21 protein-coding genes and 1 riboswitch are annotated in these 25,478 nt (G+C 70.1%); of the genes, 3 read left to right on the top strand and 18 right to left on the bottom strand.

From position 1 onward, the window contains the following. Positions 1–3 precede the first annotated feature (3 nt). The 16 genes from AC1RCS_RS22050 to AC1RCS_RS22125 all read right to left on the bottom strand — a co-directional run bounded on the left by AC1RCS_RS22050 (position 4) and on the right by AC1RCS_RS22125 (position 19,498). Positions 4–396, bottom strand: coding sequence for a DUF3037 domain-containing protein (locus AC1RCS_RS22050; protein ID WP_492246019.1), 393 nt, complete (start codon positions 394–396; stop codon positions 4–6). Beyond that, on the bottom strand, positions 383–1,168 hold the full coding sequence (locus tag AC1RCS_RS22055) for a HipA family kinase (RefSeq protein ID WP_218294168.1): 786 nt from the start codon (positions 1,166–1,168) through the stop codon (positions 383–385). The genes AC1RCS_RS22050 and AC1RCS_RS22055 overlap by 14 nt, the downstream gene beginning before the upstream one ends. 80 nt (positions 1,169–1,248) lie before the next feature. After that, positions 1,249–2,307, bottom strand: a complete 1,059-nt coding sequence (locus tag AC1RCS_RS22060; RefSeq protein WP_492246020.1) for an aminotransferase class I/II-fold pyridoxal phosphate-dependent enzyme — start codon at positions 2,305–2,307, stop codon at positions 1,249–1,251. Next, positions 2,304–3,296 (bottom strand): adenosylcobinamide-phosphate synthase CbiB, encoded by a 993-nt coding sequence (gene cbiB, locus AC1RCS_RS22065; RefSeq protein ID WP_492246021.1) that lies wholly within the window; start codon positions 3,294–3,296, stop codon positions 2,304–2,306. Before cbiB ends, AC1RCS_RS22060 begins: the two co-directional genes overlap by 4 nt. After that, entirely contained in the window at positions 3,284–4,870 is a 1,587-nt protein-coding gene (locus AC1RCS_RS22070; protein WP_492246022.1) for a PepSY domain-containing protein, read from the bottom strand. Before AC1RCS_RS22070 ends, cbiB begins: the two co-directional genes overlap by 13 nt. Before the next feature lie 28 nt (positions 4,871–4,898). After that, positions 4,899–6,968, bottom strand: a complete 2,070-nt coding sequence (locus tag AC1RCS_RS22075) for a TonB-dependent receptor (RefSeq protein WP_492255484.1) — start codon at positions 6,966–6,968, stop codon at positions 4,899–4,901. Positions 6,969–7,099: 131 nt separating this feature from the next. Further along, positions 7,100–7,669: a cob(I)yrinic acid a,c-diamide adenosyltransferase gene (gene cobO / locus AC1RCS_RS22080; protein WP_218294164.1), complete on the bottom strand. Its 570-nt coding sequence runs from the start codon at positions 7,667–7,669 to the stop codon at positions 7,100–7,102. A gap of 28 nt (positions 7,670–7,697) precedes the next feature. Then, positions 7,698–11,930, bottom strand: a complete 4,233-nt coding sequence (gene cobN, locus AC1RCS_RS22085) for a cobaltochelatase subunit CobN (protein WP_492246025.1) — start codon at positions 11,928–11,930, stop codon at positions 7,698–7,700. Beyond that, positions 11,927–12,313, bottom strand: coding sequence for a DUF2149 domain-containing protein (locus tag AC1RCS_RS22090; RefSeq protein WP_192428614.1), 387 nt, complete (start codon positions 12,311–12,313; stop codon positions 11,927–11,929). The genes cobN and AC1RCS_RS22090 overlap by 4 nt, the downstream gene beginning before the upstream one ends. Beyond that, positions 12,310–12,777: a hypothetical protein gene (locus AC1RCS_RS22095; RefSeq protein WP_492246026.1), complete on the bottom strand. Its 468-nt coding sequence runs from the start codon at positions 12,775–12,777 to the stop codon at positions 12,310–12,312. The genes AC1RCS_RS22090 and AC1RCS_RS22095 overlap by 4 nt, the downstream gene beginning before the upstream one ends. Beyond that, on the bottom strand, positions 12,774–13,592 hold the full coding sequence (locus tag AC1RCS_RS22100; protein WP_492246027.1) for an ABC transporter ATP-binding protein: 819 nt from the start codon (positions 13,590–13,592) through the stop codon (positions 12,774–12,776). Before AC1RCS_RS22100 ends, AC1RCS_RS22095 begins: the two co-directional genes overlap by 4 nt. After that, positions 13,589–14,623: a FecCD family ABC transporter permease gene (locus AC1RCS_RS22105; protein ID WP_492246028.1), complete on the bottom strand. Its 1,035-nt coding sequence runs from the start codon at positions 14,621–14,623 to the stop codon at positions 13,589–13,591. Before AC1RCS_RS22105 ends, AC1RCS_RS22100 begins: the two co-directional genes overlap by 4 nt. Then, on the bottom strand, positions 14,620–15,522 hold the full coding sequence (locus tag AC1RCS_RS22110) for an ABC transporter substrate-binding protein (RefSeq protein WP_492246029.1): 903 nt from the start codon (positions 15,520–15,522) through the stop codon (positions 14,620–14,622). The genes AC1RCS_RS22105 and AC1RCS_RS22110 overlap by 4 nt, the downstream gene beginning before the upstream one ends. A gap of 4 nt (positions 15,523–15,526) precedes the next feature. After that, positions 15,527–16,120: a bifunctional adenosylcobinamide kinase/adenosylcobinamide-phosphate guanylyltransferase gene (locus AC1RCS_RS22115; RefSeq protein ID WP_492246030.1), complete on the bottom strand. Its 594-nt coding sequence runs from the start codon at positions 16,118–16,120 to the stop codon at positions 15,527–15,529. Next, positions 16,117–17,478, bottom strand: a complete 1,362-nt coding sequence (locus AC1RCS_RS22120; RefSeq protein ID WP_492246031.1) for a cobyrinic acid a,c-diamide synthase CobB — start codon at positions 17,476–17,478, stop codon at positions 16,117–16,119. Before AC1RCS_RS22120 ends, AC1RCS_RS22115 begins: the two co-directional genes overlap by 4 nt. 142 nt (positions 17,479–17,620) lie before the next feature. After that, positions 17,621–19,498, bottom strand: coding sequence for a TonB-dependent receptor domain-containing protein (locus AC1RCS_RS22125; protein WP_492246032.1), 1,878 nt, complete (start codon positions 19,496–19,498; stop codon positions 17,621–17,623). Positions 19,499–19,582: 84 nt separating this feature from the next. After that, positions 19,583–19,820: riboswitch (cobalamin riboswitch) on the bottom strand. 36 nt (positions 19,821–19,856) lie between these two features. On the opposite strand from AC1RCS_RS22125, the gene AC1RCS_RS22130 reads away from it, so the two are divergent. The 3 genes from AC1RCS_RS22130 (at position 19,857) to AC1RCS_RS22140 (ending at position 21,640) form a co-directional block, all read left to right on the top strand. Further along, positions 19,857–20,081, top strand: coding sequence for a DUF904 domain-containing protein (locus AC1RCS_RS22130; RefSeq protein ID WP_218294155.1), 225 nt, complete (start codon positions 19,857–19,859; stop codon positions 20,079–20,081). Beyond that, a complete protein-coding gene (locus tag AC1RCS_RS22135) occupies positions 20,078–20,443 on the top strand; it encodes a cell division protein ZapA (RefSeq protein ID WP_369642189.1) in 366 nt (121 codons plus the stop codon). The genes AC1RCS_RS22130 and AC1RCS_RS22135 overlap by 4 nt, the downstream gene beginning before the upstream one ends. A gap of 381 nt (positions 20,444–20,824) precedes the next feature. Beyond that, positions 20,825–21,640 (top strand): sulfite exporter TauE/SafE family protein, encoded by an 816-nt coding sequence (locus tag AC1RCS_RS22140; RefSeq protein ID WP_218294153.1) that lies wholly within the window; start codon positions 20,825–20,827, stop codon positions 21,638–21,640. Between the two features lie 80 nt (positions 21,641–21,720). Here AC1RCS_RS22140 and AC1RCS_RS22145 read toward each other — a convergent pair whose 3' ends face one another. Both AC1RCS_RS22145 and AC1RCS_RS22150 read right to left on the bottom strand, forming a co-directional pair. Next, positions 21,721–24,168: a sensor domain-containing protein gene (locus AC1RCS_RS22145; RefSeq protein ID WP_492246033.1), complete on the bottom strand. Its 2,448-nt coding sequence runs from the start codon at positions 24,166–24,168 to the stop codon at positions 21,721–21,723. Further along, a complete protein-coding gene (locus tag AC1RCS_RS22150) occupies positions 24,165–25,463 on the bottom strand; it encodes a cyclic di-GMP phosphodiesterase (RefSeq protein WP_218294151.1) in 1,299 nt (432 codons plus the stop codon). Before AC1RCS_RS22150 ends, AC1RCS_RS22145 begins: the two co-directional genes overlap by 4 nt. Between the last annotated feature and the right edge of the window lie 15 nt (positions 25,464–25,478).

A 25,478-nucleotide genomic window follows, 5' to 3' on the forward strand; every position in this document is an offset into this window, starting at 1 on the left:
CGTTCAAGGCAGGGGCCTCACCATGCGGTCCATGATGTGGTCGAGCGCCGCCGCCGCGTCGGTGCAGCGGCCGGTGTGCACGGGCGATGTCTGGATGACGGCACTGCGCCTGGCGGTGAGCCAGTGAAAGCGCGAGCGGTAGGGCAGCCGCGCAATCGGCCCGCAGCCCTCGTCCCCGGCGCAAATGGCCACGATGGCCCCCAGGTGGCGGCGCACGGTGTCGATGTCGGCCCGCGGGTCGATGGCCAGCAGGCGCGCCTCGTCGAGCGCGATGGCGGCCTGCAGGAAGCCGCTGCGCTGGCACGAGAGGATCACGCCCGCGTTGATGAACTCCTCGCGCTCCACGCGCGGCACCACACGCACGATGGCGTAGTCGTACACCTCAGCCGCGTGCATCGATGGCCCCCTTCACCCAGGCCTCGCGCCCCGCGATGCGCGCCGCGAAATGGTCCACATAGGCCTGGCGATGGCTGGCCGGGGCCGACAGCGGGCCCTCGGCATGCTCGGCGCCGGCCAAGGCCAGGAATTCATCGGGCACATCCGCCAGGATGCCCGTGAGCACCTCGCGCGTGAGCAGCGCCGCCAGTTCGCCGTCCACCTCGCCGATGGCCGTGGCGCGGTGCAGCAGCACATGGTCGGCAATCGGCGCGAAAGGCCTGGCGGGCTGCGCCACCGCGCCATTCCACGCATGGTGGAAGGTGAGCGAGGCGCCATGGTCGATGAGCCAGGGCTTGCGGTGCCACACGAGCAGGTTGGTGTTGCGCGCCGTGCGGTCCACATTGGCCACCAGGGCATCGAACCACACCAGGCGCGAGGCGAAGTCCTCGGAAACCTCGTCCACCGCGGGGTCGAAGTTGAGCGCGCCCGACAGGTAGTCGAGCCCCACGTTGAGACCGCCGCTGGCGCGCACCAGGTCCTGGATCTCGGGGTCGGGCTCGGTCTGGGCCAGGCCCGTGTCCAGCTGGGCGAGCACGATCTCGGGCACGGGCAAGCCCAGGGCCCGCGCCAGCCCCCCGGAAATGAGCTCGGCCAGGAGGGCGCGCACGCCCTGCCCCGCCCCCCGGAACTTGAGCACGTACAGCCCGAGGTCGTCGCCTTCGACCACGGCGGGCATGGATCCGCCTTCACGCAGCGGCGTGACGTAGCGGGTGACGGTGATGGTTCGCACGGGGGCCGGGCCTCCTGAAGAGATAGGGAGAGGAAGATGCATGGATGAATCCGGCATGGTAGCGCCCGCGCGGCGCGGGATCAGCGCCCCCATGCCTGCAGCAAAGCCTGTTGCGACGCTGGCGGCAGCACCCCCAGCCGCACATGGCCCGGCAGGCCGAACGAGGTGCAGTCGCGCAGCTTGATGCCCTGGCCGCGCAGCCCGGCCAGCCGTTCGGCCAGGGACTGGGGATCGGGCCCGCCGTCAGGCCGGGCGCAGAAGTAGTTGGCCTGGCTGCCCGCCCGCACCGCCCAGCCCAGGCCCGCGCACAGCGCCAGCTGGCGCGCTTTCCAGTCGCGCAGGGTGGCAAGGCTGCCCACCACCCACTGCTGCACGGCGGGGTCCAGCCAGGCCTGCAGCAGGGCCACGCCGTGCGCGCCCAGCGGCCACGAGGGAGCCAGCGCAACCAGTGTGTCCACCTGCCCTTCGGCACCCGCGGGCGCCACGGCATAGGCCGCACGCACGCCGGTGAGGCCCAGTGCCTTGTTCGGCGTCCACACCTGCCAGCAATGGGCCGGGGTGGTGGCGGGCCGGCCGGTCCAGGCGCCCGGGCCCTCCAGCCGCAGGGGCGCATAGGCGCAGTCGAGCACGCGCAGGACGCCGGGGACGCCGCCATCGGCCGGCGCATGCCAAACATGCGCGGCAGGGTCTGGCCGGCCCAGGGGACTGGAAGGGTCGCAGGCCCATTGCAAGCCCGCCAAGCCCGCCAGGCCCGCGCCCGCTTCGCCTGCGCGCGCCAGTGCCAGGCCCCGCGCCTGCGCGGCCTGGGCGTAGTCGCCATAGCTGTGCGCGGGCAACGCGACCTGCACGCAGCCCTGCCGCACGGCCAGCGCAGTGATGCGGTGGATGAACTCGCTGGCGCCGCCCGCCAGCACGATGCGCCGGGGGGCCACGCCGTGGAATGCCCCCAGGCCCTCGCGCAGGGCGGTGTAGGCCGGGTCGGGGTAGCGGGTGGCGTCGGCCGCCCGCACGGCATGCAGCGCTCCCGGGCATGGCCCGCAGGCATTGCTGTTGGTGGAGAAGTCATGGAGCGCGGCGCCCATCGCATCCGGCCCGCCGTGCTCGGGGGCGGCCGCGCTCCAGCGCAGGGGCCCGCTCATGCCGTGCACACCATCACCAGCAGCAACTGGGCGGCCGCCAGCAGCGGAACCAGCGCCAGCACCGCGTTGCCGCCCAGGCGCGCCGCGCGCCGCGTATCCAGCGGACCGGCCGCGCGGCCCGCGCCATGCAGCGTGTACACGCCGGGCTTGGCCAGCCGCACCCCGAGCGCCAGCGCCATGGCCGCCATCGGCCAGCCGCTGTTGGGCGAAGGCGTCTTGCGGGCCTGGCGCGCCAGCGTGCGCAGCCGCATGCCGCGTGCGCCGGCCACCAGCAGCAAGGCGGTGATGCGCGCCGGCAGCCACGACAGGACATCATCGGCATGCGCGGCCCATTTGCCCGCCCACTGCCAGTAGCGTCCCCCGCGCATGCCGGGGTAGCCCCACATGGCATCGGCCGTGTTGGCAAACCGGTACAGCGCGGCACCGGGCAGGCCCAGCAGCACGAACCAGAACAGGGGCGCCACCACCGAATCGTTGAGGTTCTCGGCCAGCGATTCGATGGCCGATTCCCGCACCTCGACAGCGCTCAGGGCGCTCACGTCCCGGCTCACCAGCCGCGACAGGCGCGCGCGCCCTTCGGGCAGCGACTGGCCCAGCGCCACCTCCACCGCCAGCACCTCGTCGCGCAGCATGCGCCAGGCGAGCAAGGGCTTGAGCAGAAAGGCCAGCACGGCCGCGGCAAGCAGTTCATGCAGTGCGAACGCCGCATGCTGCAACATCGCGGAAACTATCAAAACAATAGCTGCCAGCGCACACCAGACAAGCGCTGCAAGCCAAAAACATCTCCAATCCTGCGCCACGGGCACCGTGGGGGCCAGCCGCTCGCCCCCGCGCTGCAGCGCCTTGCCCATCCACACCACGGGGTGCCAGGCCGCGGGCGGCTCGCCCAGCCACCAGTCGATCACCAGGGCCAACGCGGGTACCCACACCAGCACGCGCCATGCGGCCCAGCCCGCGCCGGGAACCAGCCCCGCGACTACGCCGTCCATGCGCCTCCCGCATCGCGGGCCGGCCCCTGGGCGCGGGCGGCGCGCCGCCGGGGCACCAGCACCCGCCACGCGATCACGCACGAAGTGGCACACAGCGCGACACCCAGCAGCGAAAGCCCGACGATCAGCCAGGTGCGCAGCACAGGCCGCGCGAGCAGCGGCGCGAAATCCAGGCTGTGCAGGCCGTGGTACAGCACGCGCTGCCACGCCGTGCCCGCGTCGGTGCGCAGCACGATGCGGCCCGACGCCGGGTCGACATACACCGCCACCCCGTCATCGGCCCAGCGCGCACGCCACACCGGCAGCGGCCGCGTGTGCAGGGCAGCGCCGTCCTGGCGCCGCGCATAGTAAAGGTCGTCGTAGTGCTCCATCTTCTCCACGGCAGGTGCCGGTGCTTCGGGGCGCAGCATCTGCAGCCGCGCGCGCAGCATGGCGTCGGGCAGTGCCCGCGCCATGGTGGCAGACGGACCATCCGCCCGCACCAGCCATTGTGAAGGAATGCCCGCGGATTCCCGGCCACGCACCCGGTACCAGGCCTGGCCCGCGATGCGCAGCAGATCCAGCTCCTGCACGACCATGCCCTGCGCCGCCGCCAGCACCACCGCATCCCGTGGCCCCCGGCCGAGCGGGGCGGGCTCACCGGCCCACTGCGCCCGCGCCTGGGGCCCCACGGCCGCGCCGCCGAACACGCCAAACGGGTTCATCGACATCAACCCCGAGAACATCCAGGTGAGCGTGAACACCGCGGCCACCAGGCCCAGGATGTGGTGCCAGCGCATCCAGAACCTGCGGTACGGAATCCACCGCTGGCGGTTCAGGAACAGCTGCCAGACGCCGAGCACGATGCCCGTGGCGGCCAGCAGCACCCCGGGGATGGAAAGCCACACCACCACGTGGTGCCAGGCCCTGGGGAACTGCCGCAGCACGGTGGGGTAGATCCAGTGCGGCACGGCGCCCACCCAGTTCCAGAAGCGTTCGGCGCGGCGCGTGTCGCGCACCACCTCTGCCGCGCCGGGCGAGACGTACAGCTGCAGTCCGTCATCGCCGTCCAGCAGCACCTTGATGAGGGGACGGTGCACATCCAGGCCCTGCGGCACCGTCCACTGGTCGCGCTCGACCCACTCGGTGCCCGTGGCGCGGCGGCCGCTGAAGGCCTCGGCCACCCGGGCGGCCGCGTCCGGCGACAGCGGCGCGAGCAGCGTCCCGCTGCGCGCGTCCACGGTGCGCCAGCGCGGCCTGGCATCGGGCTGCGGCGCACGCGCCACGGCGCGTGCCGGCACTGCCTCTTCCGTGGCCAGCAGGCGCCACACCGGCGCATCGCCCAGCATGCCCAGGCGCGCCTCGCCGCCCACCGCAGGCCGCAGCCCCGCGCGCTGGGCGGCATCCTGCGCCGCAAGGCAGCATCCCGGGCCTTCCAGCGTCAAGGCGGGCAAGGCGGCCAGCCGCTCCGCCGCCGTGAGGCTGGGGAACGGCACGAAGTACAGCACCACCCCGCTCACGAACCACATGAGGAAGAACAGCGCCAGCACCACGCCCAGCCACTTGTGCACGAAGATGACGAGCTTCTTCAGCATGCGCCGCGCCTTGCCCGGTTCGCCGCGATCAGAACGTTGCGCGCGCGGTCAGCTGCACGGTGCGCGGCGCACCCAGCAGCCAGCGCGCGTTGGCCGTGCCGGCCAGCGCATAGTCGCGGTCGGCCAGGTTCTTCACGGCCAGGCCGAGCTTGAGGTTGCGCGAATGGTCGTAGGCCAGCGAGGCATCCAGCACCACATACGACGGCAGTTGCGTGGTGTTGGCGGTGTTGCCCTGGCGCGCGCCCACGTAGCGCGCGCCAAAACCCGCCTGCCACTGCGGCAGGAAGCGGTAGGTGGTCCAGATGCTGGCGGTGCGCTCGGGCACGCCGGTGGGCGTGTTGCCATCGCGCGAGACCAGGGCGCCGGAGACCAGTTCCTTGAATGCGTCGTAACGCGCACGCAGCAAGGCGGCATTGGCGTCGATGGTCCAGCCGCGCACGGGCTCGGCCGCGAAGGCCAGCTCGATGCCGGTGGAGGACTGCTGGCCCACCTGCTGCGAGAGGTTGGGGTTGCCGGCGTCGCGTGACAGCAGGTTGCGTTTTTCGATCTTGTACAGCGCCACGGTCCACTCCCCGCGCACGGCGGGCACCGCGCCCTTGGCGCCGACCTCGACCTGGCGGCCCTTGGTGAGGTCGAAGGTGTTGCCGCCGCCCGGCAGCGACAGCGCGCCGGACAGCGGGTCGGTGCCGGTGCCGAACTGGCCGTAGAGCGACAGCGCCTCGCTGGGCGACCACACGGCGCCCAGGCGGCCGGTGACGGGCGAATACTTCTTGACCAGGTTCACGCCCGTGCGCAGGTCGGTGGTGTCAAGCTCCATGCGGTCGCTGCGCAGGCCGGCCACGAGCTTCCATTCCTTGGTGAGGTCGAGCGCGTTCTCGGCGAACAGCGCGGTGGTCTGGAGTTCGGACGCGCGGCCCGGGAGGGTGGGCACGGGGCTGATGAAGCCGCCCGGGGCGAAATTGAACGGGTCCACCGTGCTCGCCCCGCCGTACGGGGAGTTGTTGGTGTGCAGCAGCCTGGTGCGGTACCAGTCCAGGCCCACGATGAAGCGGTTCTTCATGCCGCCGAGGTGGCCGTCGAACGCGGCGTCGAGGCGGTTGCCGGTCTGCTGCTGGTCGTGCAGGATCTCCAGGTAGTCGCTGCGGTTCACGGCCGTGCCGGCGGCATTGAAGGCATAGGCCTCGGCATTGCGCCAGTGGCGGTCGGTGGTCAGGTGGTAGGTCTCGTTGCGCAGGCGCACGCCGGCGGCGGCCTGCCAGTCGACCTTGGCGCGCCAGATGCGGTCGTCGTACTGGACCACCGAGTCGGCCACGTTGAAATTGGTGCGGCGCAGGCGCTCGTCGAGCACGCCATTGCGCAGCGGGGTGCCGAAGTAGCGCGCATCGTCGTTCACGCCACCGTCCAGCGACAGGGTCACATTCAGATCGGGGCTGGCGCGCACGGCCAGGGCCAGCGCGTAGTTGTGGCGCTGCGTGTCCATGAACTGGCGGTAGCCGTCGCTCTTTTCGGCATCGAGGTAGACCGAGTAGGCCAGCACATCGTTGATGGGGCCGCGCAGGCCCACGCCGCCCTGCACGCTGCCGAACGAACCCACGCTCAGGAACGCCTCGCGCTGCGGCGTTCCGAAGACCGGGCGCTTGGTCACGTAGTTCACGGCCGCGCCGATCGCCCCGTCGCCATAGAGCACCGAGGCCGGGCCGCGCAGCACCTCGACCGACTCCATGGGCCAGGTCGAGAACGGGTAGGTGATGGTGCCCGAGGCCACGATGAGGCGCGTGCCGTCCACCATCTGCGCCACCGAGCTGTGGCCCGCAAAGCCGCGCGCCACCAGGCTGGTGCCGCCGTTGCCGGGGGCCGGCGCCTCGGTGATGCCGGGCATGCGCACGGCCACGTCCTGCGCGCGGGTCAGGCTGCGCTCGGTGATGTCGGCCGCGCCCAGGCTGCTCACGCTGGCGGGCGTCTCGCGTGCGGTGAGGCCCAGGCGCGAGCCGGTGGTGCCAGGCAGGTCGAGCCCCAGCGTGCTGCCGGCCGTCTCACGCGGCGCCGTCACCTCCACCGGCAACAGGGTGGCTGACTCGGCCGCAGCCGGTGACTGCATGCCAAAAGACCAGAGGCACAGGGAAATGGAAGTCAGGGAAACGCGCATAGAACAGGACCTTGGGAAAGCGGAAGGGCGAAAGCATAACGCAACCAAGTTGCATTATTGACGCAAAGCGACTTTGAACGTGCTCAGTCCTCGATGCCGCGCTGTGCGGGAATGCCCGCCTTGAACGCGTGCTTGACCATCTGCATCTCGGTCACCGTGTCGGCCAGCTCGATGATCTCGGGCGGGCAGCGGCGGCCGGTGAGGCACACATGCACCTCCTTGGGCCGCTCGCGCAGCGTCTGCAGCACACCCTCCAGCGGGAGCCAGCCGTAGATCAGCGGGTAGGTGATCTCGTCGAGCACCACCAGGAAGTGCTCACCCGACAGGATGGCGGCGCGCGCCTTCTCCCAGCCGTCGCGCGCCAGCTGGGCCGAGTGCTCCAGGTCCTTGCTCTTCCAGCTGAAGCCGTCGCCCAGGCCCTCGATGGGCAGGCCGAGCTGCTCGAACATGCGGTGCTCGCCGAAGCGCGCGGTGGGCACCTTCATGAACTGGAAGATCTTCACGGCCTTGCCCCGGCCGTGGGCGCGCAGCGCCAGGCCAAAGGCCGCCGTGCTTTTGCCCTTGCCGTCGCCGGTGTTGACGATGACGATGCCCCGGCGCTCGCCCTCGGGCTTTTCATAGCGCTTCTCGGTGGGTGGGGTTTCGATCTGCATGGTGGGGGTACTTTCAAGAAGGGTCGATTCACGCGCGGGCCAGGCCGGGCGCTGCGGACAGTGAGAACGGACGGCGCGCCTGCCACGCAGCGCCCGCCAGCACCACCAGGGCCATGACCAGCAGGGCCACGATGCCGGCCATGCGCTCCACGGGGCTGGGTTCTTGGGCGGTGTCGGGGGCTTCGCGCTCGGGCTGGCGCTCCAGCAGCACGCCCATGGCGGACACGGTGGGTGCGGCGGGCGGGGCTTCTGCCTGGGCGGGTGGCGCAGGCAGGTCGGCAGCAGGCGGCACGGGCCGCGGCGCCGGCGCGGCAGGCGACTGCGGCGTGGCCACGGCCATCCCGGCGGGCACGGACTCTACTGCTTGCACATCCTGTGCGGCCTGCTCCACCCAGCGCCGCACGCTGGGCAGCTCGGCCGCCAGCGGGGCCGCGCGCGTGAGCTCCTGGTACATCTGCGCGAGTTGCTTTTGCGTGGCGGCATCGGCCTGCCAATAGCCCTGGCGCTGCGCCTGCACCAGGCGCTCCAGCGACTGGGCATAGGCCTGCGGATGCTCTTTGAGCCACTCGGGCAGGCCCAGCTGGTGCTTGTCGCGCACCAGCACGTCGTAGAAACTCTGCCAATGGTCGCTGCGCACCGTGTCGGGCGCCACGGCCTGCCAGCCCCAGGCGAACTGCACGGCCTTGAGCACCTGCAGCGTGCCCGAATAGCCCTCGGCCTTCTGCGCCTTGAGCCAGCCCGGGTGCAGGTAGCGCGACTGCATCTCCAGCGCAATGGCGCGCTGCGCGGTTTCGGTGGTGGGCTCGCTCACATCCTGCAGCTGGGCCACGTGCAGCTCCAGCCCCTGCGGCCGGCCGGCCACGCGGGCTGCGGCCGACAGGCCGCCCAGGTACTGGAACGGGTCGTCCGAGCTGACCATGGCGTACAGGTTCGAGCTGCGCGACAGGATGGCGGCGTCGGTACGGCGCAGGTGGGCCCCCAGCGCCTTCGCGGCCGTGCCGCCCGCAACCCCCGTCACCGGTTCGCCCTCCAGATAGGGCTGGCTCATGCGTTCGAGGAACATCTGGCCCAGGCGCGCATCGTTGGTTTGCAGGCCGTCGCTCTGCACCGCGTCGGACAGGCCGGTGCCATAGTCGCCCACCGCGTTGCCGAACGAGCGCACGCGCGCCAGTTGCTCGGCCTGCGCGCGGGGCACACCCTGCTTGCGCAGCTCCTGGCCGATCTGCTCGGTGTTGCGCGCAATCACATTGCCGGGCTCGGCCGTCGCGGCCTGGGCCACGGCGCGGTCGAGGAGCGCCATCAGCGCGGGGAACTGGTCGCGGTACGAGCCGGTGATGCTCATGAGCACATCGACGCGCGGGCGTTTGAGTTCTTCTGCGGCAATGGTCTCCACACGCACCGGGCGGCCCGAGTCGTCCCACACCGGGCGCATGCCCACCGCCACGAGGGCCTGCGCTTCCATGATCCCCTGGTGGCGCAGTGTTTCACCCGCCCACAGCGACAACGCCATGCGCTGCGGCACCTGGCCGCCATGGCGCGCCTGGTAGTCCTTGAACCAGTCGTTGAACAGCGTCTGCGCCACGGCATAAGCCTGGCGCGTGGGCAGGCGGCTCGGGTCCAGCCCCGTGAGGTTGCGGCCCGTGGGCAGGCTCTCGGGGTTGCGGATCGGGTCGCCGCCGTACGCAGCGGTGAGGAAACGGCCCTCCAGCCCCGCCAGCAGGCCGGGCATTTCGCCTTCGGTGGCCAGCAGGCGCTCCAGCTCCTGTGCGCGCTGGGCCAGTTGCAGCAGCGCGGGCGTGTCGATGGGCTTGCGCGCGGCGCGGTTGGGCACATGGTCTTCGGCGCGCACCACGTCGGAGGCGCCCGCCGCACCCGGTGTTGCCACCTGCGCTGGCAGCACGGGGCGCAGGTCCAGCACGCTGGCGGCCTGCGCGTCGGTCAGCGCCACTTCCAGCCAGCGTGCGGGGCGCGCGGCCAGCACGGCATCGTGCTTGATGAGGAAGGCTTCGTCGATGTCTTCGCCCAGTGCCTCGATCAGCGGCTTGCGCAGCGCCTGCAGGATGGTCTCGCGCCGCTGCTCGGGAGCGGGCACGCGGCCGAACACGGCCAGGCCCTTGGGCTGCGAGCTTTGTGCGAGCTGGTCCAGGTAGGGGTGCAGGATTTCCAGGAAGCCGCTGAAGTCGGCCGCGATGCGCTCGGCGCTCCAGCCCAGGTCGCGGTGCAGCTGGTGCTCCACAAACTGCGCCACCAGCTGCTTTTCGAGCGCGCGGCGCGTGGGGCCTTCGTCCACGGTTTCCCATTCGTGCATCACCTCGTGCATGTGGGCCATGCGCGCCTCGAAGCCTGCCGGGGCGAACACGGGCGTGCGGTGGCTCACCAGCACGGCGCGGCCCCGGCGCTTGGCCGTGAGGGCCTCGCCGAGGTTGTCCACGATATAGGGGTAGACCACGGGCAGGTCACCGAGTGGCAGCAGCGCGTCGTCGTGCACATCCAGCGCACGCGCCTTGCCACCGGCCCATTCCTGCGTGCCGTGCGTGCCGAAGTGGATGAGCGCATCGGCCTCCAGCTGCGCCCACAGGTACACCGCCAGGTAATGGTGCGACAGCGGCGCCTTGCTCTTGTGCATGAAGGGGTTCTGGCCCAGGCGCAGGGTTTCTTCGCGCGGGGGCTGGGGCAATACCGAGAGTTTGCCCACCTGCAGGCGCGGGATGGCGAACACTTTTTCGCCCTGCCACTCGACCACGTACCGGCTCTTTTCGGGCGCGCCCCAGTGCGCGTTCATGCGCTCGCGCACGGCCTTCGGCAGCGTGGCCAGGTGCTGCTCATAGCGCGCCAGTGGCAGCGCGGCGGCCTGCCCGCTTTGCAGCAGCGCGCGCACGTCGGCGCCGGGGTAGTAAGCGGCCAGCAGCGGCTTGAGCCCATCGATCCAGCCCTGCTCGGGCACCTGCTGCGTGCGGTAGCCCGCCTGGGCCAGCCCGCCAGAGACCTGCTCCAGGCTGCGCGGCACGTTGAGGAACGATGCGCCGAAGTTGGTGCCGCCCGGCGGGTAGTTGTAGACCATGGCCACCAGGCGCTTGTCGGCGGCGGGCTTGGTCTGCAGCGCGATCAGGCGCCGTGCCTTGGCGGCCACGGCCTGGGCCTGGCGCTCGATGAGGCGAAAGTCTTGCCCCTCGGCGCCGTGGGCGGCGACCAGGACCGGGTCGATGGCACCCGCCGCTTCGGGCTGCGCCAGATAGAACGGCACATCGGACAGCGACAGGCCCGTGTCGCTGGCCTCCCACGCGGCGGCATCGCCCGCGCGGTAGGGCTGCGTGCCCAGCAAGGGTGCGCCCCAGCGGGCCAGCAGCGGCTGCAGCGCGGCGGCCTGGGGCACGAGCTGGTGCAGCACCAGGGCGGAGGCATGCAGGCGGCCGGGGCCGGTGCCGCTCTCGGAGGGCAGCTCCAGCACCTCGGCCAGCGTCTGCGCCGTGACCTGCTGGCCGAACGCCGCATAGGCGAACAGGCCCTGCTGGCGGAAGATGCGCAGCCAGGCATCGAGCCATTCGGTGCTGCCATCGACAAAATGGTGGCGGTGCACCAGCACGGCCACCGCCGGCAGGCCGCGCAGCGCGGGCTGGCCCTGGCGCCATGCCTCCAGCGCCACGGCGTTGGGCAGCAGGCGGGGCGCGTCGGGGTGGTAGATACCCCGGGTGGGCAGGATCTCCGGCGCGGACAAAACGGGCATGGCCACACCCGCCACGGTGGCACGCGCCAGGGCGATGGCGCTCTTCAGGTTGCGCGGGCCGCCGGCCTGCAGGTAGGCCACCATGCGGCCGGACGCATCGAGCGCGGTCAGGTCGGCGGCGGGGGCGCCCGCAGGCACCCACACCACGCGGCCGGGGGAACGTGTGGCACGGCCATCGAGCTGCGCCCCCGCCATGCGGCGCAGGCGTGCCTCCACGCTGGCGTGCGGCGCATCCACCCACACCAGCGCAGCGCCCGCCAGCGCGCGCTCCAGCTTCTGGGCCTGGGCCGCGTCCAGCACCGCCGGGCCACCCAACGTGTAGTCGATATGCACAAAGCCCAGACCCGCCTCGGTGGCCAGGCGCTGCACCATGGCCGTGCGCGTGGCTGTGGTGATGTCGGAGGTAAGCCACAGCAGCACGGGTGCGGCCTTGTTGGCGCCAGCTGCGCCCTGGGCCTTGTCCGCCTGCACGGCATGCACCAGCGGCGCAGCCAGCAGCAGGCACCAGAGTGCCGCGCGCAGGATCAGCGCCTTCATGGCTTGGCGGGTGCCGGCGTGGCGGCGCCACCCGCGCCACCGGCCGAAGCGCCGGCAGGAGCAGCGCCCGTTTCAGGGATGTAGACGATGTTGCCGTCTTCGAGCTTGTAGGCCACGCCCGCGCGCACGCCCTGCCCTTGCGCCGCGCTGCCCGCGCCCTTGAAGCGCACTTCCTTGCCCTGCTCGCGCACCACCACTTCCATGTCGGGCTGGCCGGGGTTGCGGATGATGGTGACGCTCTCGTTGGCGCTGGTCTGGGTCTGCACGGCCACGGCCGTGAGCAGCGCCACCACGAGCACCAGGAACACGTCCACCAGGTTCACGGCCGACAGCATCGGGTCGTCGTCGTCCTCGGCCAGCACATTCAGGTGCTTCAAGGTCATTGCGCCACCCCGCGCTCCTTGCGCACCACCAGCAGTTCGGCCAGCAGCCAGCGGCGGCGCACCGAATACACCACCAGGCCCACCGACGCGGCGGCCAGCGCCAGCACCACGCCTGCAAAGGCGCCGCTGAACACCGCCAGCGCCTGCTGGCCGTTGCCCGCCGCCACGCTCTGCAGCGCGGGGCCGAGCGGGATCATCGTGGCGATCAGCCCCAGCATGGGCGACAGGCGGCTGAGCAGGCGCACGGGCTCCACCTGGCGCACCAGTTGCAGCTCCAGCTCTTCCATCGACAAGCCAGGGGCCACGCGCAGCGAGCGGTACTGCGGCTGGCGCCAGCGCTGCCAGGCCTCCATGAGCGTGGCGCCGCCCGACCAGAGCGCATAGACAAACGCCAACGCGACCAGCACCAGCACGGGCCACAACAATGACTGCGCGACCTGCGAAAAACCCGATTCGATGTTCATGCTTGCACTTCCTTCATTCCTTGGTTGTTGTTCTTGCGTTGCAGGGACGGCAGCGCCATCCACATGCCATCCAGATGCCGCACATGGATGCGGTGGTCAAACACGCTCTCCAGCGCGGCGTGGGTATCGGGCGCATCGCAGGCACCCTGGTGCAGCACGCGGCCCTCCGCCATCACCACCATGTCGTCGGCCTGCAGCGCCAGCGACACCTCGTGCAGCACGCTGACCACCGTGCCGCCCGCGTCCACCAGCGCGCGCATGGTGTGCAGCCAGTCGGTCTGGTGGGGCGGGTCGAGGTTGGCCAGGGGTTCATCCATCAGCAGCACCTGCGCCTGCACGGCCAGGGCGCGGGCCAGCAACACGCGCTGGCGCTCGCCGCCCGACAGCTGCGCCAGCGGGCGGTGGCGCCAGTCCCAGGCCTGCGTGGTGCGCAGCGCCTGCTCGACCGCCGCGTGGTCGGCCGCACCCGGCGGCGCCAGCCAGGCCTGGTGCGGCAGGCGGCCCAGCATGGCCACGTCGTAGCTCGTGAGGTCGTCGGCCGAGCCTTCGTTCTGGCCCAGCCAGGCGAGCTGGCGGGCACGTTCGCGTGCGGGGATCTGCGCGAGTGGGCGGCCCAGCAGCAATACTTCGCCCTGCACCGCAGCGCGCGGCAGCAGGCCCGCCAGCACCTTGAGCAAGGTGGACTTGCCCGCGCCGTTGGGGCCGACGATGCTGGTCCAGCGCCGGGCAGGCAGTTGCAGGTCAATGCCCTGCAATATCAAGCGATTTCCGATGCTGGCGCTTATCTGGCAAGCGCTGATAGCTACAGAATTCATAGCGAACCACCTTGCGACGTCCGCCGGTGCATGAGCCACAGCAGGTAGGTTCCACCCAGCGCCGCCGTGAGCACGCCCACGGGCAGCTCCTGCGGTGCCAGCAGCCAGCGCGCCAGGATGTCGGCCGCCAGCAGCAGCACCGCGCCCATCAGGCTTGCGAGCACGATGTGCCGTTCGTGCGTCACGCGCACGATGGAGCGCACCAGGTGTGGCGCGGCCAGCCCCACAAACGCGATGAGCCCCGTTTGCGCCACGGCCGTGCCCGTGGCCAGCGCCATGGCGGCCACCAGCCCGACGCGCATGGGCATGAGCGGCAGGCCCAGGCTGGCCGCCGTGGCCTCGCCCAGCGTGAGGCCATCGAGCGCGCGCGCCAGCATCCAGGCGACCACCGAGCACAGCCCCCAGGCCACGGCCATGAGCACGCAGGCCATCCAGCCCACAAAGGCGGTGCTGCCCAGCGTGAACGCCTGCATGGCCTGCAGGATGTCGGGCGAGGCCAGCTCCACCAGGTCGCGCAGCGCGCCCAGCACCACGCCCACGATCACCCCCGCCAGCAGCAGGCGCAGCGTGTGCTGCACGCCTTTGGCCAACAGCAGCGTGAGCACCACCGCCCCCGCCGCGCCCAGGAAAGCCATGCCCGTGATGCCGATGCGGGCCATCCACTGCGCCGCCACCGGCGACACACCGAACAGCGCCATCGCCACCGCCCCGCCCAGCGCGGCGCCCGAGGCGCTGCCCAGCAGGTACGGGTCGGCCAATGGGTTGCGAAACAGCCCCTGCGCCACAGCACCCGACAGGCCCAGCAGCGCACCCGCCAGCCACGCGCCCAGCGTGCGCGGCAGGCGGATGTCCCACACGATCTGCCAGGCGACGGGGTCGCCGCGCATGCGCAGCACGCTGTCAAAACCCGTGCTGCCCACGCTGGCGCCACACACGGCCAGCACAACACTGGCCAGCAGCAGCCAGGCGGCACACCATGCCGCGCGGCGGCTGGCGGAACCGGTTGGCAGGTCCATCGGGACGCTGGTCATGGTGCCTTGTCCACCAGGCAGCGCGCCATGATGCGGGCTGCCTCGGCCATGCGCGGGCCAGGCCGCACCACCACATCCGAATCGCCGGGGCCGAACACGCACAGCCGGTTGTCGCGGATGGCGCGCATGCTGGCCCAGCCGGGGTACGGCACCATGGCCTGCATGCTGCGGTTGCCGATCATGATGATGTCGGGGTTGGCGCGCACCACAAATTCGGGGTTCAGGCGCGGGAACGGACCGAGCGACGCAGGCACCACGTTGCGCACCCCCAGCCGGGTGAGCGACTCGCCGATGAACGACGCCTCGCCCGCCGCGTATGGCCCCCGGCTCACCTCGAAGTACACGCGCGCATTTTTCGCCTTGGGCGGCAGGGACTGTGCCGCCGCCAGCACGCCCGCATCGATCACGCGCCAGAGGCGGTCGGAGCCTTGTGCGCGGGGCACGCCCAGCAGGTCGCTCACGGTGCCCAGCACGCGGCGCACGTCGGCATGGGTCTTGGGTTCCAGCTGCACGACGGTGAGACCCAGCGCCTCCAGCCGGTCGCTGGCGCGCGAGCTGACGGACATGAGCACCAGGTCCGGCTTGAGCGCGACGATGGCCTCGATGCTGGGATCTATGCCGCCTCCCATCTTGGGCAGCTTGCCAACCACGGCCTCGGGCCAGTTGGAATAGCGGTCCACCCCCACGAGCCGGTGGCACTGCTCCAGCTCGCACACGCTTTCGGTCAGCGAGGGCAGCAGGCTCACGATGCGCTCGGGCGGGCGGGGCAACGCGATCTTGCGGCCCTTGTCGTCGGTGATCTGCACGGGCTGCGCCCGCGCCAGCCCGGCCATGAGCAGGCCCAGCAGCAACAGGATGGCGATCACCCACAGGATGCGGCGCACGGGGGTTGGTTTCATAGTTTCATTTCAAGGTCAATGGCAGCCCGGCGGCCATCAGCGTGACGCGGGGGCAGATCTGCGCCACCCGCTGGTTCAGCGTGCCCAGCGCATCCACGAAGGCGCGCACCTCGCGCCCCATCGGGATGACCCCCAGGCCAATTTCGTTGCCCACCAGAACAACGGGGCCGGGGGATTTCCGAACCGCTATCAAAAACATAGCTGCTTGCGCTTGCCAATCCAGAGCCAGAGCCTGTTTTTGCTTCAAATCCATGTCTTCGCAGCCCATGGGCATGGTCCAGTGGGTGAGCCACAGCGTGAGGCAGTCCACCACCAGCAGGGTCTGCGGCGTGCTGTGCAACGCCACGGCAGCGGCCACATCGTGTGGCTCTTCCACCGTCTGCAGACCCGGCACCCGTTCGGCGCGGTCCCGCTGGTGGCGGGCGATGCGCTCACGCATCTCGTCGTCCCAGGCTTGCCCCGTGGCGATGAGCACGGCGCGGTGGTCGCTGGACTGCGCCAGCCAGTCGCGCGCCAGCAGCTCGGCGCGGCGGGACTTGCCGCTTTTCTGGCCACCCAGGATGAGTTCGCTGGTGATGGGGTGCGGGGTGGGAGTCATGCCGAGACGCCTCCCAGCAGATGCGCCACGGCCTCGGGGCTGGACGGAAACCACGCATGGAAGTAGCTGGCGTGGAGGCTGCCCTGCTGGTACAGCGCCTCGCCCGCATCCGGCGCAACCGCTTCATGGGGGCGGGCCGTGCGGGCCACCACGGGGGCGCTGCTGTCGCTGGTTGAGTAGTGGAAGGTGTGGCCGCGCAGGGTGTGCCCCGCCACCGCCAGTTGCTGCGGCCCGAGCGCCGCCAGGCGTTTTTGCATGGTCACGCGGCCGGGCAGCAGGCCCCACAGCGGGGCCGTGCTGCCGTCGGCCAGCGTGATGGATTCAAACAGCGCCATCATGCCGCCGCACTCGGCCCACAGGGGTTTGCCCGCGGCCCCATGGGCGCGCAGGCTGGCCTGCATGCCGGTGTTGGCCACTATCTGCGCGGTGTGCAGCTCGGGGTAGCCGCCGGGCAGCCACACGGCATCGCAGCCGGGCAGCGCGGCATCGTGCAGCGGCGAGAAGAACACCACGCGCGCGCCCATCTGTTCAAGGCATTGCACATTGGCGGCGTAGATGAAACAGAACGCGGCGTCGCGCCCCACGGCCACGGTGCGGCCGGCCAGCAGCGGCGGCACCGTGTCTGCCACTGCGGGAGCCGGAAACTCCACGGCCCAGCGCTGCAGATCCTCCAGCGTCATCTGGCCCAGGGGCGTGGCCGCCAGGGCATCGGCGGCGGCGTCCAGACGCTGCAGACTGTCGGGCAGCTCATGCGCCGCGACCAGACCCAGGTGGCGTTCGGGCAGCAGCGCCGCACCGGCCTTACCGGTGGCGAGCGCAGTGCCTGTGGCCTGCACGCGCATCAGCGCCCCCATCCATTCCTCCGCATCGTGCAAGCCACCCTGCAGCATGTCGGCGTGGCGGGCACTGCCCACGCGGTTGGCCAGCACACCGGCCCAGGGCAGGCCCGGTCGGTAGTGGCGCAAGCCGTAGGCCAGCGCGCCAAAGGTGCCCGCCATGGCCGAGGCATCGACCACGGCCAGCACGGGCACACCAAAGTGCCGGGCCAGGTCGGCCGCGCTGGGCGTGCCGTCAAACAGGCCCATCACGCCTTCGATCAGGACCAGGTCCGACGCGCGCGCCGCGTCATGCAGGCGCTGCGCGCAGTCCGCCTCGCCGTTCATCCACAGGTCGAGCTGGTGCACCGGCGCTCCGCTGGCCAGCTGGTGCCAGTGCGGGTCCAGAAAATCCGGCCCGCACTTGAACACCCGCACCCGCCGCCCCTGGCGCGCATGCAGGCGCGCCAGGGCGGCGGTGACGGTGGTCTTGCCCTGCCCGGAGGCCGGGGCGGCGATCAGCAGCGCGGGGCACCTGGTCATTTCAGCAACCCTGTGGGACACATTCCCGGCATGCCGATGAAACTGGCACGCACGAAGCCAGTGCCACCGTGGAACCGGCTCCACCAGGCCCCGGGTGGCATCCCCCCGTGGGGGGAAGGCGCGCAGCGCCTCAGGGGGTGCTTCACTGCGGGGCCCACTTCACGCCGACGTAGGCGGTGCGGCCCGCGGTGGCGTAGGTGCGGGCCAGCTCATAGTGCTTGTCGGCCAGGTTGTCCACGCGCGCCACCAGGGTGAAATCGCGAGCAACCCGCGTGCTGGCATACAGGCTGACCAGCGTGTAGCCGCCCAGCACCGTGGTGTTGGCGGCGTTGTCGAAGCGGCGGCCAGAGGCCTGCACCTCGGCGCCCACCGTCCAGCCAGCGAGTTGCGTGTCGGCTCCGAGCGTGCCGTGGCGCTTGGAGCGGCGGGCCAGCAGCTTGCCCGTGGCCAGGTCGCGCGGGTTCTGCAGATCGAGCGAGCCGCGCAGCTGCACGCCGCCGAGGCGGTACGAACCCGCCAGCGTCACTCCCTTGTACTCGGCCCGCGCGGTGTTCACGTAGCAGCCGAAATCCGACGGACAAGGCCCTGCGGCCCCGAACGTGATCAGATCCTGCACCCGGTTGCGGTAGGCGGTGGCGGAGAAGCTGCTGCTGCCCTCGGCCCAGCGCAGGCCCACCTCGACATTGCGGCTGCTCTCGGGATTGAGCGACCCCGTGCCGTATTCGCTGAAGCGGTGGTACAGCGTGGGGGCCCGGAAGGCCGTGCCCACCGATGCCGTCGCGCGCCACTGGGGTGCAAAGGCGTAGCCGTAGGCCAGGCTGCCCGTGCCCTTGCCGCCGAACTCGCTGTCCGCGTCGTGCCGCACATTGGCCTGCACCGTATGGCCGCCCGCGCTGTAGCCATAGCCCAGCGCAACGGCGTCCTGCGAGCGCTTGCGGTCGATGGGCTTGTTTTCCAGGTTGTCTTCGCGGCGCTCCAGCGCGGCGGTCAGCAGGTGCGCACCCTCGCGCCATTCATTCTGGAACAGGTAGCCGCGCAGGTGGGTATCGCTCAGGTACACCGAGGGCTTGGTTTCGTACCTGTCGCGCGAATCGGTCAGCTGCAGGCGCGTCTTGTACTGCGGGGTCCATTGCGCCTGCCAGTTCAGGCCCAGGGCATGCAGCCTGTGCTTGTTGCGGTCATCCTTGCCCAAGCCGCTGTCGTAGCCGCTGTCGAGGTCGTTGACCAGCAGCGTGCCTTCCAGCCGGTGCATGGCGTTGACCTGCAGGCCCACCCGCGCGTTGGCAGAGGTGCTTTCATACCCGTCGCGGTCGGGGTTCTGCGTGGCGACGGTGCGCGCGTTGAAGCCCTTGCTTTCCTCGCGTGCAATGCCCAGCGCGTAGTCGATCGTGCCGCTGGCACCGCTCACACCGGCTTCGATCTTGCGCGTGCCGTGGCTGCCGAACCCCACGCCCACATAGGGCGCGGTGCCGTTTTCGCCGCGCTTGGTGAAGATCTGCACCACCCCACCCATGGCGTCGGAGCCATAGACCGCGCCCGCCGGGCCGCGCAGCACTTCGATGCGGTCGATCTGCGCCAGCGGGATCGACTCCCATGCCGCGCCGCCGGTGGATTGGGAATCGATGCGCACGCCGTCGATGTACACGGCCGTGAAGCGCGACTCAGCGCCGCGCAGGAACACGCCCGTGGTCGTGCCGGGGCCGCCGTTGCGCGAGAACTCGATGCCGGGGACACGGGCGAGCACGTCGGCCAGGCCGGTGGCGCCACTGGTTTCGATGGTCTCGCGATCCAGGACGGTCACATCGGCCACCAGGTCGGACAAGGGCTGGGGCGTGCGCGTGGCGGTCACCACGGTTTCGGTCAGCGAGGGCGCGCGCAGGTTCTGCGCCAGCAGCACGGGGCCGCCGGCATCGGCCTGCTGGGCCTGCACGGAGCAGGCGCCCACAACGGCCAGCGCCACCAGCGCGGGACGCAGGCACAGCGGCGCAGCAAGGCGCGCACGAGAGGTACGGATTTTCATGGGGAACATCGTCAACAAACAAAACCCGCGCCGGCCTCCCCGCCAGCAAATGGGTGATACGGCTGCGCGCACCCTGATCGGGCGCGTGCAACCACCGTGTTGGCCGGTATCCGGGCTGGCGGAACACCCTTCAAAGCCTTCCCAGGGGCTTGTTCAAGGCACCCAGTGGCATGTGTATGAAGGGGGAATCGGAACGATTCGTCCGCTGACCGTTGCGGGGGCAGCGCAGGCTGGGCGCACCATGGTTGGCGGCACCTCCCTGCTTCCCGTTGAACTGCGGCATGTGAACCACACCGCGAGCACCAACAACGGGATTTTACGACCGTTTACAACCGCCAACCCTACAATCGACAGCTGTATGGCAACACCGTCCACCACCGACCAGATCGCCGAGCGCGTCGAACGCCTGCTGCTGCGGCATGCGGAACTGCAACGCACCAACGCGCTGCTCGCCGATCAGGTGGCCGCCCTCGCGCAGGAGCGGGATTCGCTCAAATCGCGCCTGAGCGCGGCCCGCGCCCGGGTTGACGCGCTGCTGGAGCGGCTGCCCGCGGCGGCCCCTGTCACGAAAGAATCCGAATGAAGCAAATCGAGGTGCAGATCCTGCAGCAAAGCTACCTGCTGACCTGCCCCGAGGGGCATGAAAGCCGCTTGCTGGATGCCGTTGAACGCGTCGACACGGCCATGACCCGCATCCGCGACGCCGGCAAGGTGCGCGCCCGTGAACGCATCGCGGTGCTGGCCGCGCTGAACCTGGCTTTCGAGATTGCGGACCGCGAGGCGGCCGACCTGGCGGCGGGCGCGGCCGCCAAGTCCTCCCCGCCGCCTGCGGCACAGCCCGGAGCGCAGGCTGCCTTGCCCCTGCCCGAGCGGGACGAGGACCACCTCAAGGCCCTGGTCCAGCGGCTCGACGAGGCATTGGGCGAGGACGGGCGCCTGCTCTGACACGGCGCCCCCCGGCACCTCTGAACCCGGCGCGCCGCCCTGCGGTCTTTACATGTCCTGGCGCCGGCGTCGGACTCCGCCAGCGCCTACAATCAGGCTGTCTGCGATGCTGTCGGGCTTTATATTTCCTTGAACCAATGCTCAACGAGCTCGGGCTTGGTACATTGCCCGGTGAGCGTGATCATCTCGCGTCAGATGAACCCAACGCTTGGCTGCCCTCGCCCACCTGAACCCCCGGTTCAGGATGAGAGTCCGGTGGCAATCGCAGACACCTTCTTCCTTCCCCATGCCGCTGTCGCCACCGCCTCACCTTCCCGCTGAACGGCCGACCGGGCGCCGCCTCCCCGCCCCTTGTTCCCTCCCCTTCTCCCTTTTTGCCCCATGCTGGATCCTCTCCTGATCGTTGAACTCGGTGTACTGGGCCTGGCAACCGGCTTTCTGGCCGGCCTGCTCGGCATCGGCGGCGGCATGCTGCTGGTGCCGTTCATGACGTACATCCTGGGTGCCCAGAAGGTGGCACCGGACCTCGCGGTGAAGATGGCCATCGCGACCTCCATGGCGACGATCATGTTCACCTCGATCTCCAGCGTGCGCGCGCACCACCAGCGTGGGGCGGTGCGCTGGGACATCGTCAAGCGCCTGGCGCCCGGCATCGTGCTCGGTGGATTCATCGCCAGCCTGGGCGTGTTCGCGCTCCTCAAGGGCTCGTTCCTGGCGATCTTCTTCGCGCTGTTCGTGAGTTTTTCGGCCTCTCAGATGTTCCTGGACAAGAAGCCCGCCCCCTCGCGCCAGATGCCTGCCGGCGCGGGGCAGGTGGCGGCGGGCGGCGTGATCGGGTTCCTGTCGGGGCTGGTGGGTGCCGGCGGCGGCTTCGTGAGCGTGCCGTTCATGACGTGGTGCAACGTGCCCATCCACAATGCCGTGGCCACCAGCGCCGCGCTCGGCTTTCCCATCGCCCTCGCCAACGTGGTGGGCTACGTGATTGGCGGCCAGAACGTGAGCGGATTGCCCCCGGCATCGCTGGGCTACATCTGGCTTCCCGCCCTGGCGGTGATCGCGACCTGCAGCGTGCTCACCGCGCCCCTGGGCGCCAGGGCGGCGCACAGCCTGCCGGTCAAGCAACTCAAGCGCGTGTTCGCATCCCTGCTCTTCGGCCTGGCGGCCTACATGCTCTGGAAGGGCATCGCGGCCTCCTGAGGCTCTGCCGTGGGGCCACGGCGCAAGGGCAGCGGAGATGGTGGCCAAGGCGGTGGTGCGAAGCCCTTGGCCTCGCGCGCCTAGGTCTGGACGGAATTGCGCCGGCCCTGCGCCTTCAAGGGCAGCGGCTTGCCCAGCAGGGCACGAAACTCGTGGGCAGGAAGCCCGGGCGCGCACAGAAAACCCTGGTAGTGGTCGCATTGCATCTGAAGCAGCACCGCCTGCTGGGTTTCGGTTTCCACGCCCTCCGCCACCACCTCCACATGCATGGCGCGCCCCATGCTGATGATCGCGCTCACGATGGCCCGGTCGCCATCGTCGTCGGGCAGCCCGCGCACGAACGACTGGTCGATCTTGAGCTTGTGGATCGGCAGCTTCTTCAGGTACGCCAGGCTGGAATAGCCCGTGCCGAAATCATCGATGGCGAGGCCAATGCCCAGGCCGGCCAGCACGCGCAGGCGCTGCTCCATCTCCTGCGCATCCTGCAGCAGGATGGTTTCGGTCAGCTCCAGCTCCAGCAGCGTGGGCGGCAGCTGGTGCACCGCCAGCAGGCGCGTGATCCGGTCCACGAAATCGGGCTGGCGGAACTCCAGCGCGGACACGTTCACCGAGATCATGATGGGCATGCCGCTGTGCATCCACACCGCCGCCTCGCGCACGGCCTGCTCCATGACCCAGGCACCCAGCGTGACGATGTAGCCGGACTCCTCCGCGAGGGGGATGAACTGCCCGGGCGAGACCGCGCCGAATTCAGGGTCGGTCCAGCGGATCAGGGCCTCGGCGCCCGTGATGCGCCCCGTGGCCATGTTGACCTGCGGCTGGTAGTGCACCGCCATGCGGTCCAGACCCAGCGCCTGGCGCATCGCATGCTCCATCTGCATGCGCGACAGCAGGTTGGCGTTCATTTGCGGCTGGTAGAAGCCATAGCTGCCCCGGCCGCGCTCCTTGACGCGGTACATGGCGGTATCGGCCTGCTTGATGAGGTCGTCCAGCGTGGCCCCGTCCTGCGGGTACAGCGCCATGCCGATGCTGCACTGGATGGAGAAACCCATGCCGTCGAGCATGAAGGGCTTGAGCATGTCGTCCAGGATGCGGCGCGCCACGCTCTCGGCCACCACGGCATCCCCACCGTGCAGATAGATGACGAACTCATCCCCGCCCAGCCGGCACAGCATGTCCGTCTGGCGCAGGCAGGCCTGCAATCGCTCGGCCACCAGCTGCAGCACCCGGTCGCCAAAGGGATGGCCCAACGAGTCATTGATGATCTTGAAACGGTCGAGGTCCAGGAACAGGATCGCGAAACCGGTGTCGCTCTGGCGGGCGCCCTGGATGGCCGTGTCCACCCGCTGCGACAGAAGCAGCCGGTTGGGCAGCCCTGTGAGCACATCGCTGTACGCCAGCTCTTCGATGCGCTTCTGGGCCGCATGCTGCAGCGTCAGGTCGCGCATGAAGCCGATGCTCTGCACCAGCCGCCCCTCGTCGTCGCGCAACGCCACCCACGACAGCTGCACCGCGCAATAGGTCCCGTTGTCCCGGGGAAGCCACAGCTCGCCTTCCCAGAAGCCTCCGCTGGACCAGCCTTGCAGCACCTGTTCCATGAACGCCGCATCGGGGCCGCCGCCAAAGAGGGAGGCCGCCGTGTTGCCCTCGAACGACTTGGCCGACGGGCCCACGAGGCGCTCGCATCCCGGGTTCATGCGCAGGACCCGGTGCTGGCTGTCGGCGATGAAGATCGCGTCCAGGCTGGATTCGAACACCCTGGCGGCAAGGCGCAGGCTGGCTTGTATCTCGGTCTGCCGGGTGATGTCCCGGAACGAGTACACACGCCCCACCGGCCGCCCCTGGCTGAACTGGGGGACCGTGCGCAGCTCCAGCACCGCGCCGTTGCGCAGCACCAGGATGTCGGTGCTCTCCTGCATCGGCTCGCGCGCAATCGCGGCCAGGCGCTCCGAATAGGCCGCCGCATCGTTCACCTGCGTGGCCATGTGGGCATACACCGCCCCGTCGTCACGCTCAAGGAGCAGGTCGCGCGGAATGTTCCACAGCTGTGCAAGGCGCTGATTGAACGCCCGCACCCGGCCATCAAGGCTGCAGACGAGCATGCCGTCGGCCGCGGAGTCCAGGGTTGCGCGCAGTTCGGACAGCAGGGTTTCCAGTTCGCGCTCGGTGGCCTCCTGGGCACTGCGGTCCAGCATGGTCAGCATGTACACCGTATCGCCGCCCGCCGCCCCCCAGGGCACGCGGCTTACCTGCCGGTCCACGGGCACCAGCGTGCCATCCGCACGCAGAAGACGGGTGTGGGAATGGATGCCGCCCGCCACCACCTCGGCGGGCTCCCCCCAGAACGCCTGGTCCTGCGGCGTGGTGGCCAGGCCAAGCACCGATGCACCGACCATGGCGGACACGGGGGTCCCTACCAGCCGCTGCGCGGCGGCATTCGCGTGCAGGATGAGCAGGCTGGCCTCATCGACAAGCCAGACGGCTTCTTGCAGCGCGTCCAGCCAGCCGTGGGATTGCGAAACCCTCACGAACCAGCCTCTTCATTGCCGGGACTGACCGCACGCTCGAAAAAGTAACAGATGCGCTGACGGGGAGAGAGATAGTCCAGCGCATCGCGCGGCAGCTGCGCGGGCTTGAGGCTGCGCCGGATGCCCAGCTCGGGCACCGTTTCCAGGTCCAGGATCGGTGCTTCGTCCTTGGGCACACGGGAATCGTGCACGATGACCTTGGGCCGCAGGGGCCGCGACGAGTTGACCGAGGCAACGATCGCATAGCGGTCATTGACCAACTGGACAATGGAGCCCGGCGGGTAGACCCCCATCATGCGGATGAATGCCCCCAGAACCACGGAATCGAAGCGCGCCTTGAGCTGCGCGAAGATGACGGACAACGCCTCGTGGGGCGTGAGCGCATCTACGCCGTTGGCCGGGTTGCACATGCGGTCGTACCGGTTGACCAGCGCCAGCACCTGCCCCGCCCGTCCCAGGTCAGGCCCCGACAGCCGCAGGGGGAACCCGCTGCCATCGGCCATTTCGTGATGCCGCGCAATGGCCGTCAGCACCGCTTCGGGCAGCCCCATGCGCGTGGCGAATGCCACGGACTCGCCCACGTGGGACTCGTAGCGCGTTCGCTCCATGGGGATCATCGAGGGCGTGGGCTGGCGCAGGTTCGGCGGCAGCTTGAGCTTGCCCAGGTCATGGATCAGGGCCGCGATGCCGAGATCATGCAGCTCGGAGCTCTTCATGCCCAGGGCACGGCCCAGCAGCAGGGAGATCACCATCACGTTGATGGGGTGCAGGGCATTGCGCTCGCCAACGCCCTCCGACAGCAACCGGATGACGGAGTCACCGTTCTCGAGGAGTTCCGATACGCAGCCAGCCACCAGCGCATCGCCCTTGGTGCGGGCCTGGTCCGGGTGCTCGGACGCAACGCGTTCGAGTGCCTGGTACTGCCGGGTGGCCTCTCCGAACCGCTGGTTGCAGGCCGCCAAGGTGCGGTTCTGCGCCTCCAGTAATTCGCGCCGGCGCTGCGCCTCCGGGTCCACGGTGGCCGTGGCGCCGGGGGCATCCGGTCCCTGGGCCGAGGGCACCGTCATCTCCGGCACGCTCCAGGCGGCCGGAACCAGCTCTCTTTGCTCCGGATCGCTTTTCTTGGGGACGTATCGCACCTCGGTGAGCCCCAGTTCCCGTAACGTCGCGATCTGGTCCGCCGATGCCACCCGAAAACTGCTCACCGGGAACGGATGGTGCATCCAGCCCACATCGAGCTGGATGTACATGCCGACGCGCAGTTGGCTGATATCGATGAGGATGGAGGAGTTCACTTCGGGGCGCGCGAA

Source organism: Acidovorax sp. GW823-FHT01C06, assembly GCF_058798375.1.

Coding starts and splice junctions, on each gene's coding strand:
- AC1RCS_RS22050 (WP_492246019.1), bottom strand. CDS start 396: ATGCACGCGGCTGAGGTGTACGACTACGCCATCGTGCGTGTGGTGCCG.
- AC1RCS_RS22060 (WP_492246020.1), bottom strand. CDS start 2,307: ATGAGCGGGCCCCTGCGCTGGAGCGCGGCCGCCCCCGAGCACGGCGGG.
- cbiB (WP_492246021.1), bottom strand. CDS start 3,296: ATGGACGGCGTAGTCGCGGGGCTGGTTCCCGGCGCGGGCTGGGCCGCA.
- AC1RCS_RS22070 (WP_492246022.1), bottom strand. CDS start 4,870: ATGCTGAAGAAGCTCGTCATCTTCGTGCACAAGTGGCTGGGCGTGGTG.
- AC1RCS_RS22075 (WP_492255484.1), bottom strand. CDS start 6,968: ATGCAGTCACCGGCTGCGGCCGAGTCAGCCACCCTGTTGCCGGTGGAG.
- cobO (WP_218294164.1), bottom strand. CDS start 7,669: ATGCAGATCGAAACCCCACCCACCGAGAAGCGCTATGAAAAGCCCGAG.
- cobN (WP_492246025.1), bottom strand. CDS start 11,930: ATGAAGGCGCTGATCCTGCGCGCGGCACTCTGGTGCCTGCTGCTGGCT.
- AC1RCS_RS22090 (WP_192428614.1), bottom strand. CDS start 12,313: ATGACCTTGAAGCACCTGAATGTGCTGGCCGAGGACGACGACGACCCG.
- AC1RCS_RS22095 (WP_492246026.1), bottom strand. CDS start 12,777: ATGAACATCGAATCGGGTTTTTCGCAGGTCGCGCAGTCATTGTTGTGG.
- AC1RCS_RS22100 (WP_492246027.1), bottom strand. CDS start 13,592: ATGAATTCTGTAGCTATCAGCGCTTGCCAGATAAGCGCCAGCATCGGA.
- AC1RCS_RS22105 (WP_492246028.1), bottom strand. CDS start 14,623: ATGACCAGCGTCCCGATGGACCTGCCAACCGGTTCCGCCAGCCGCCGC.
- AC1RCS_RS22110 (WP_492246029.1), bottom strand. CDS start 15,522: ATGAAACCAACCCCCGTGCGCCGCATCCTGTGGGTGATCGCCATCCTG.
- AC1RCS_RS22115 (WP_492246030.1), bottom strand. CDS start 16,120: ATGACTCCCACCCCGCACCCCATCACCAGCGAACTCATCCTGGGTGGC.
- AC1RCS_RS22120 (WP_492246031.1), bottom strand. CDS start 17,478: ATGACCAGGTGCCCCGCGCTGCTGATCGCCGCCCCGGCCTCCGGGCAG.
- AC1RCS_RS22125 (WP_492246032.1), bottom strand. CDS start 19,498: ATGAAAATCCGTACCTCTCGTGCGCGCCTTGCTGCGCCGCTGTGCCTG.
- AC1RCS_RS22130 (WP_218294155.1), top strand. CDS start 19,857: ATGGCAACACCGTCCACCACCGACCAGATCGCCGAGCGCGTCGAACGC.
- AC1RCS_RS22135 (WP_369642189.1), top strand. CDS start 20,078: ATGAAGCAAATCGAGGTGCAGATCCTGCAGCAAAGCTACCTGCTGACC.
- AC1RCS_RS22140 (WP_218294153.1), top strand. CDS start 20,825: ATGCTGGATCCTCTCCTGATCGTTGAACTCGGTGTACTGGGCCTGGCA.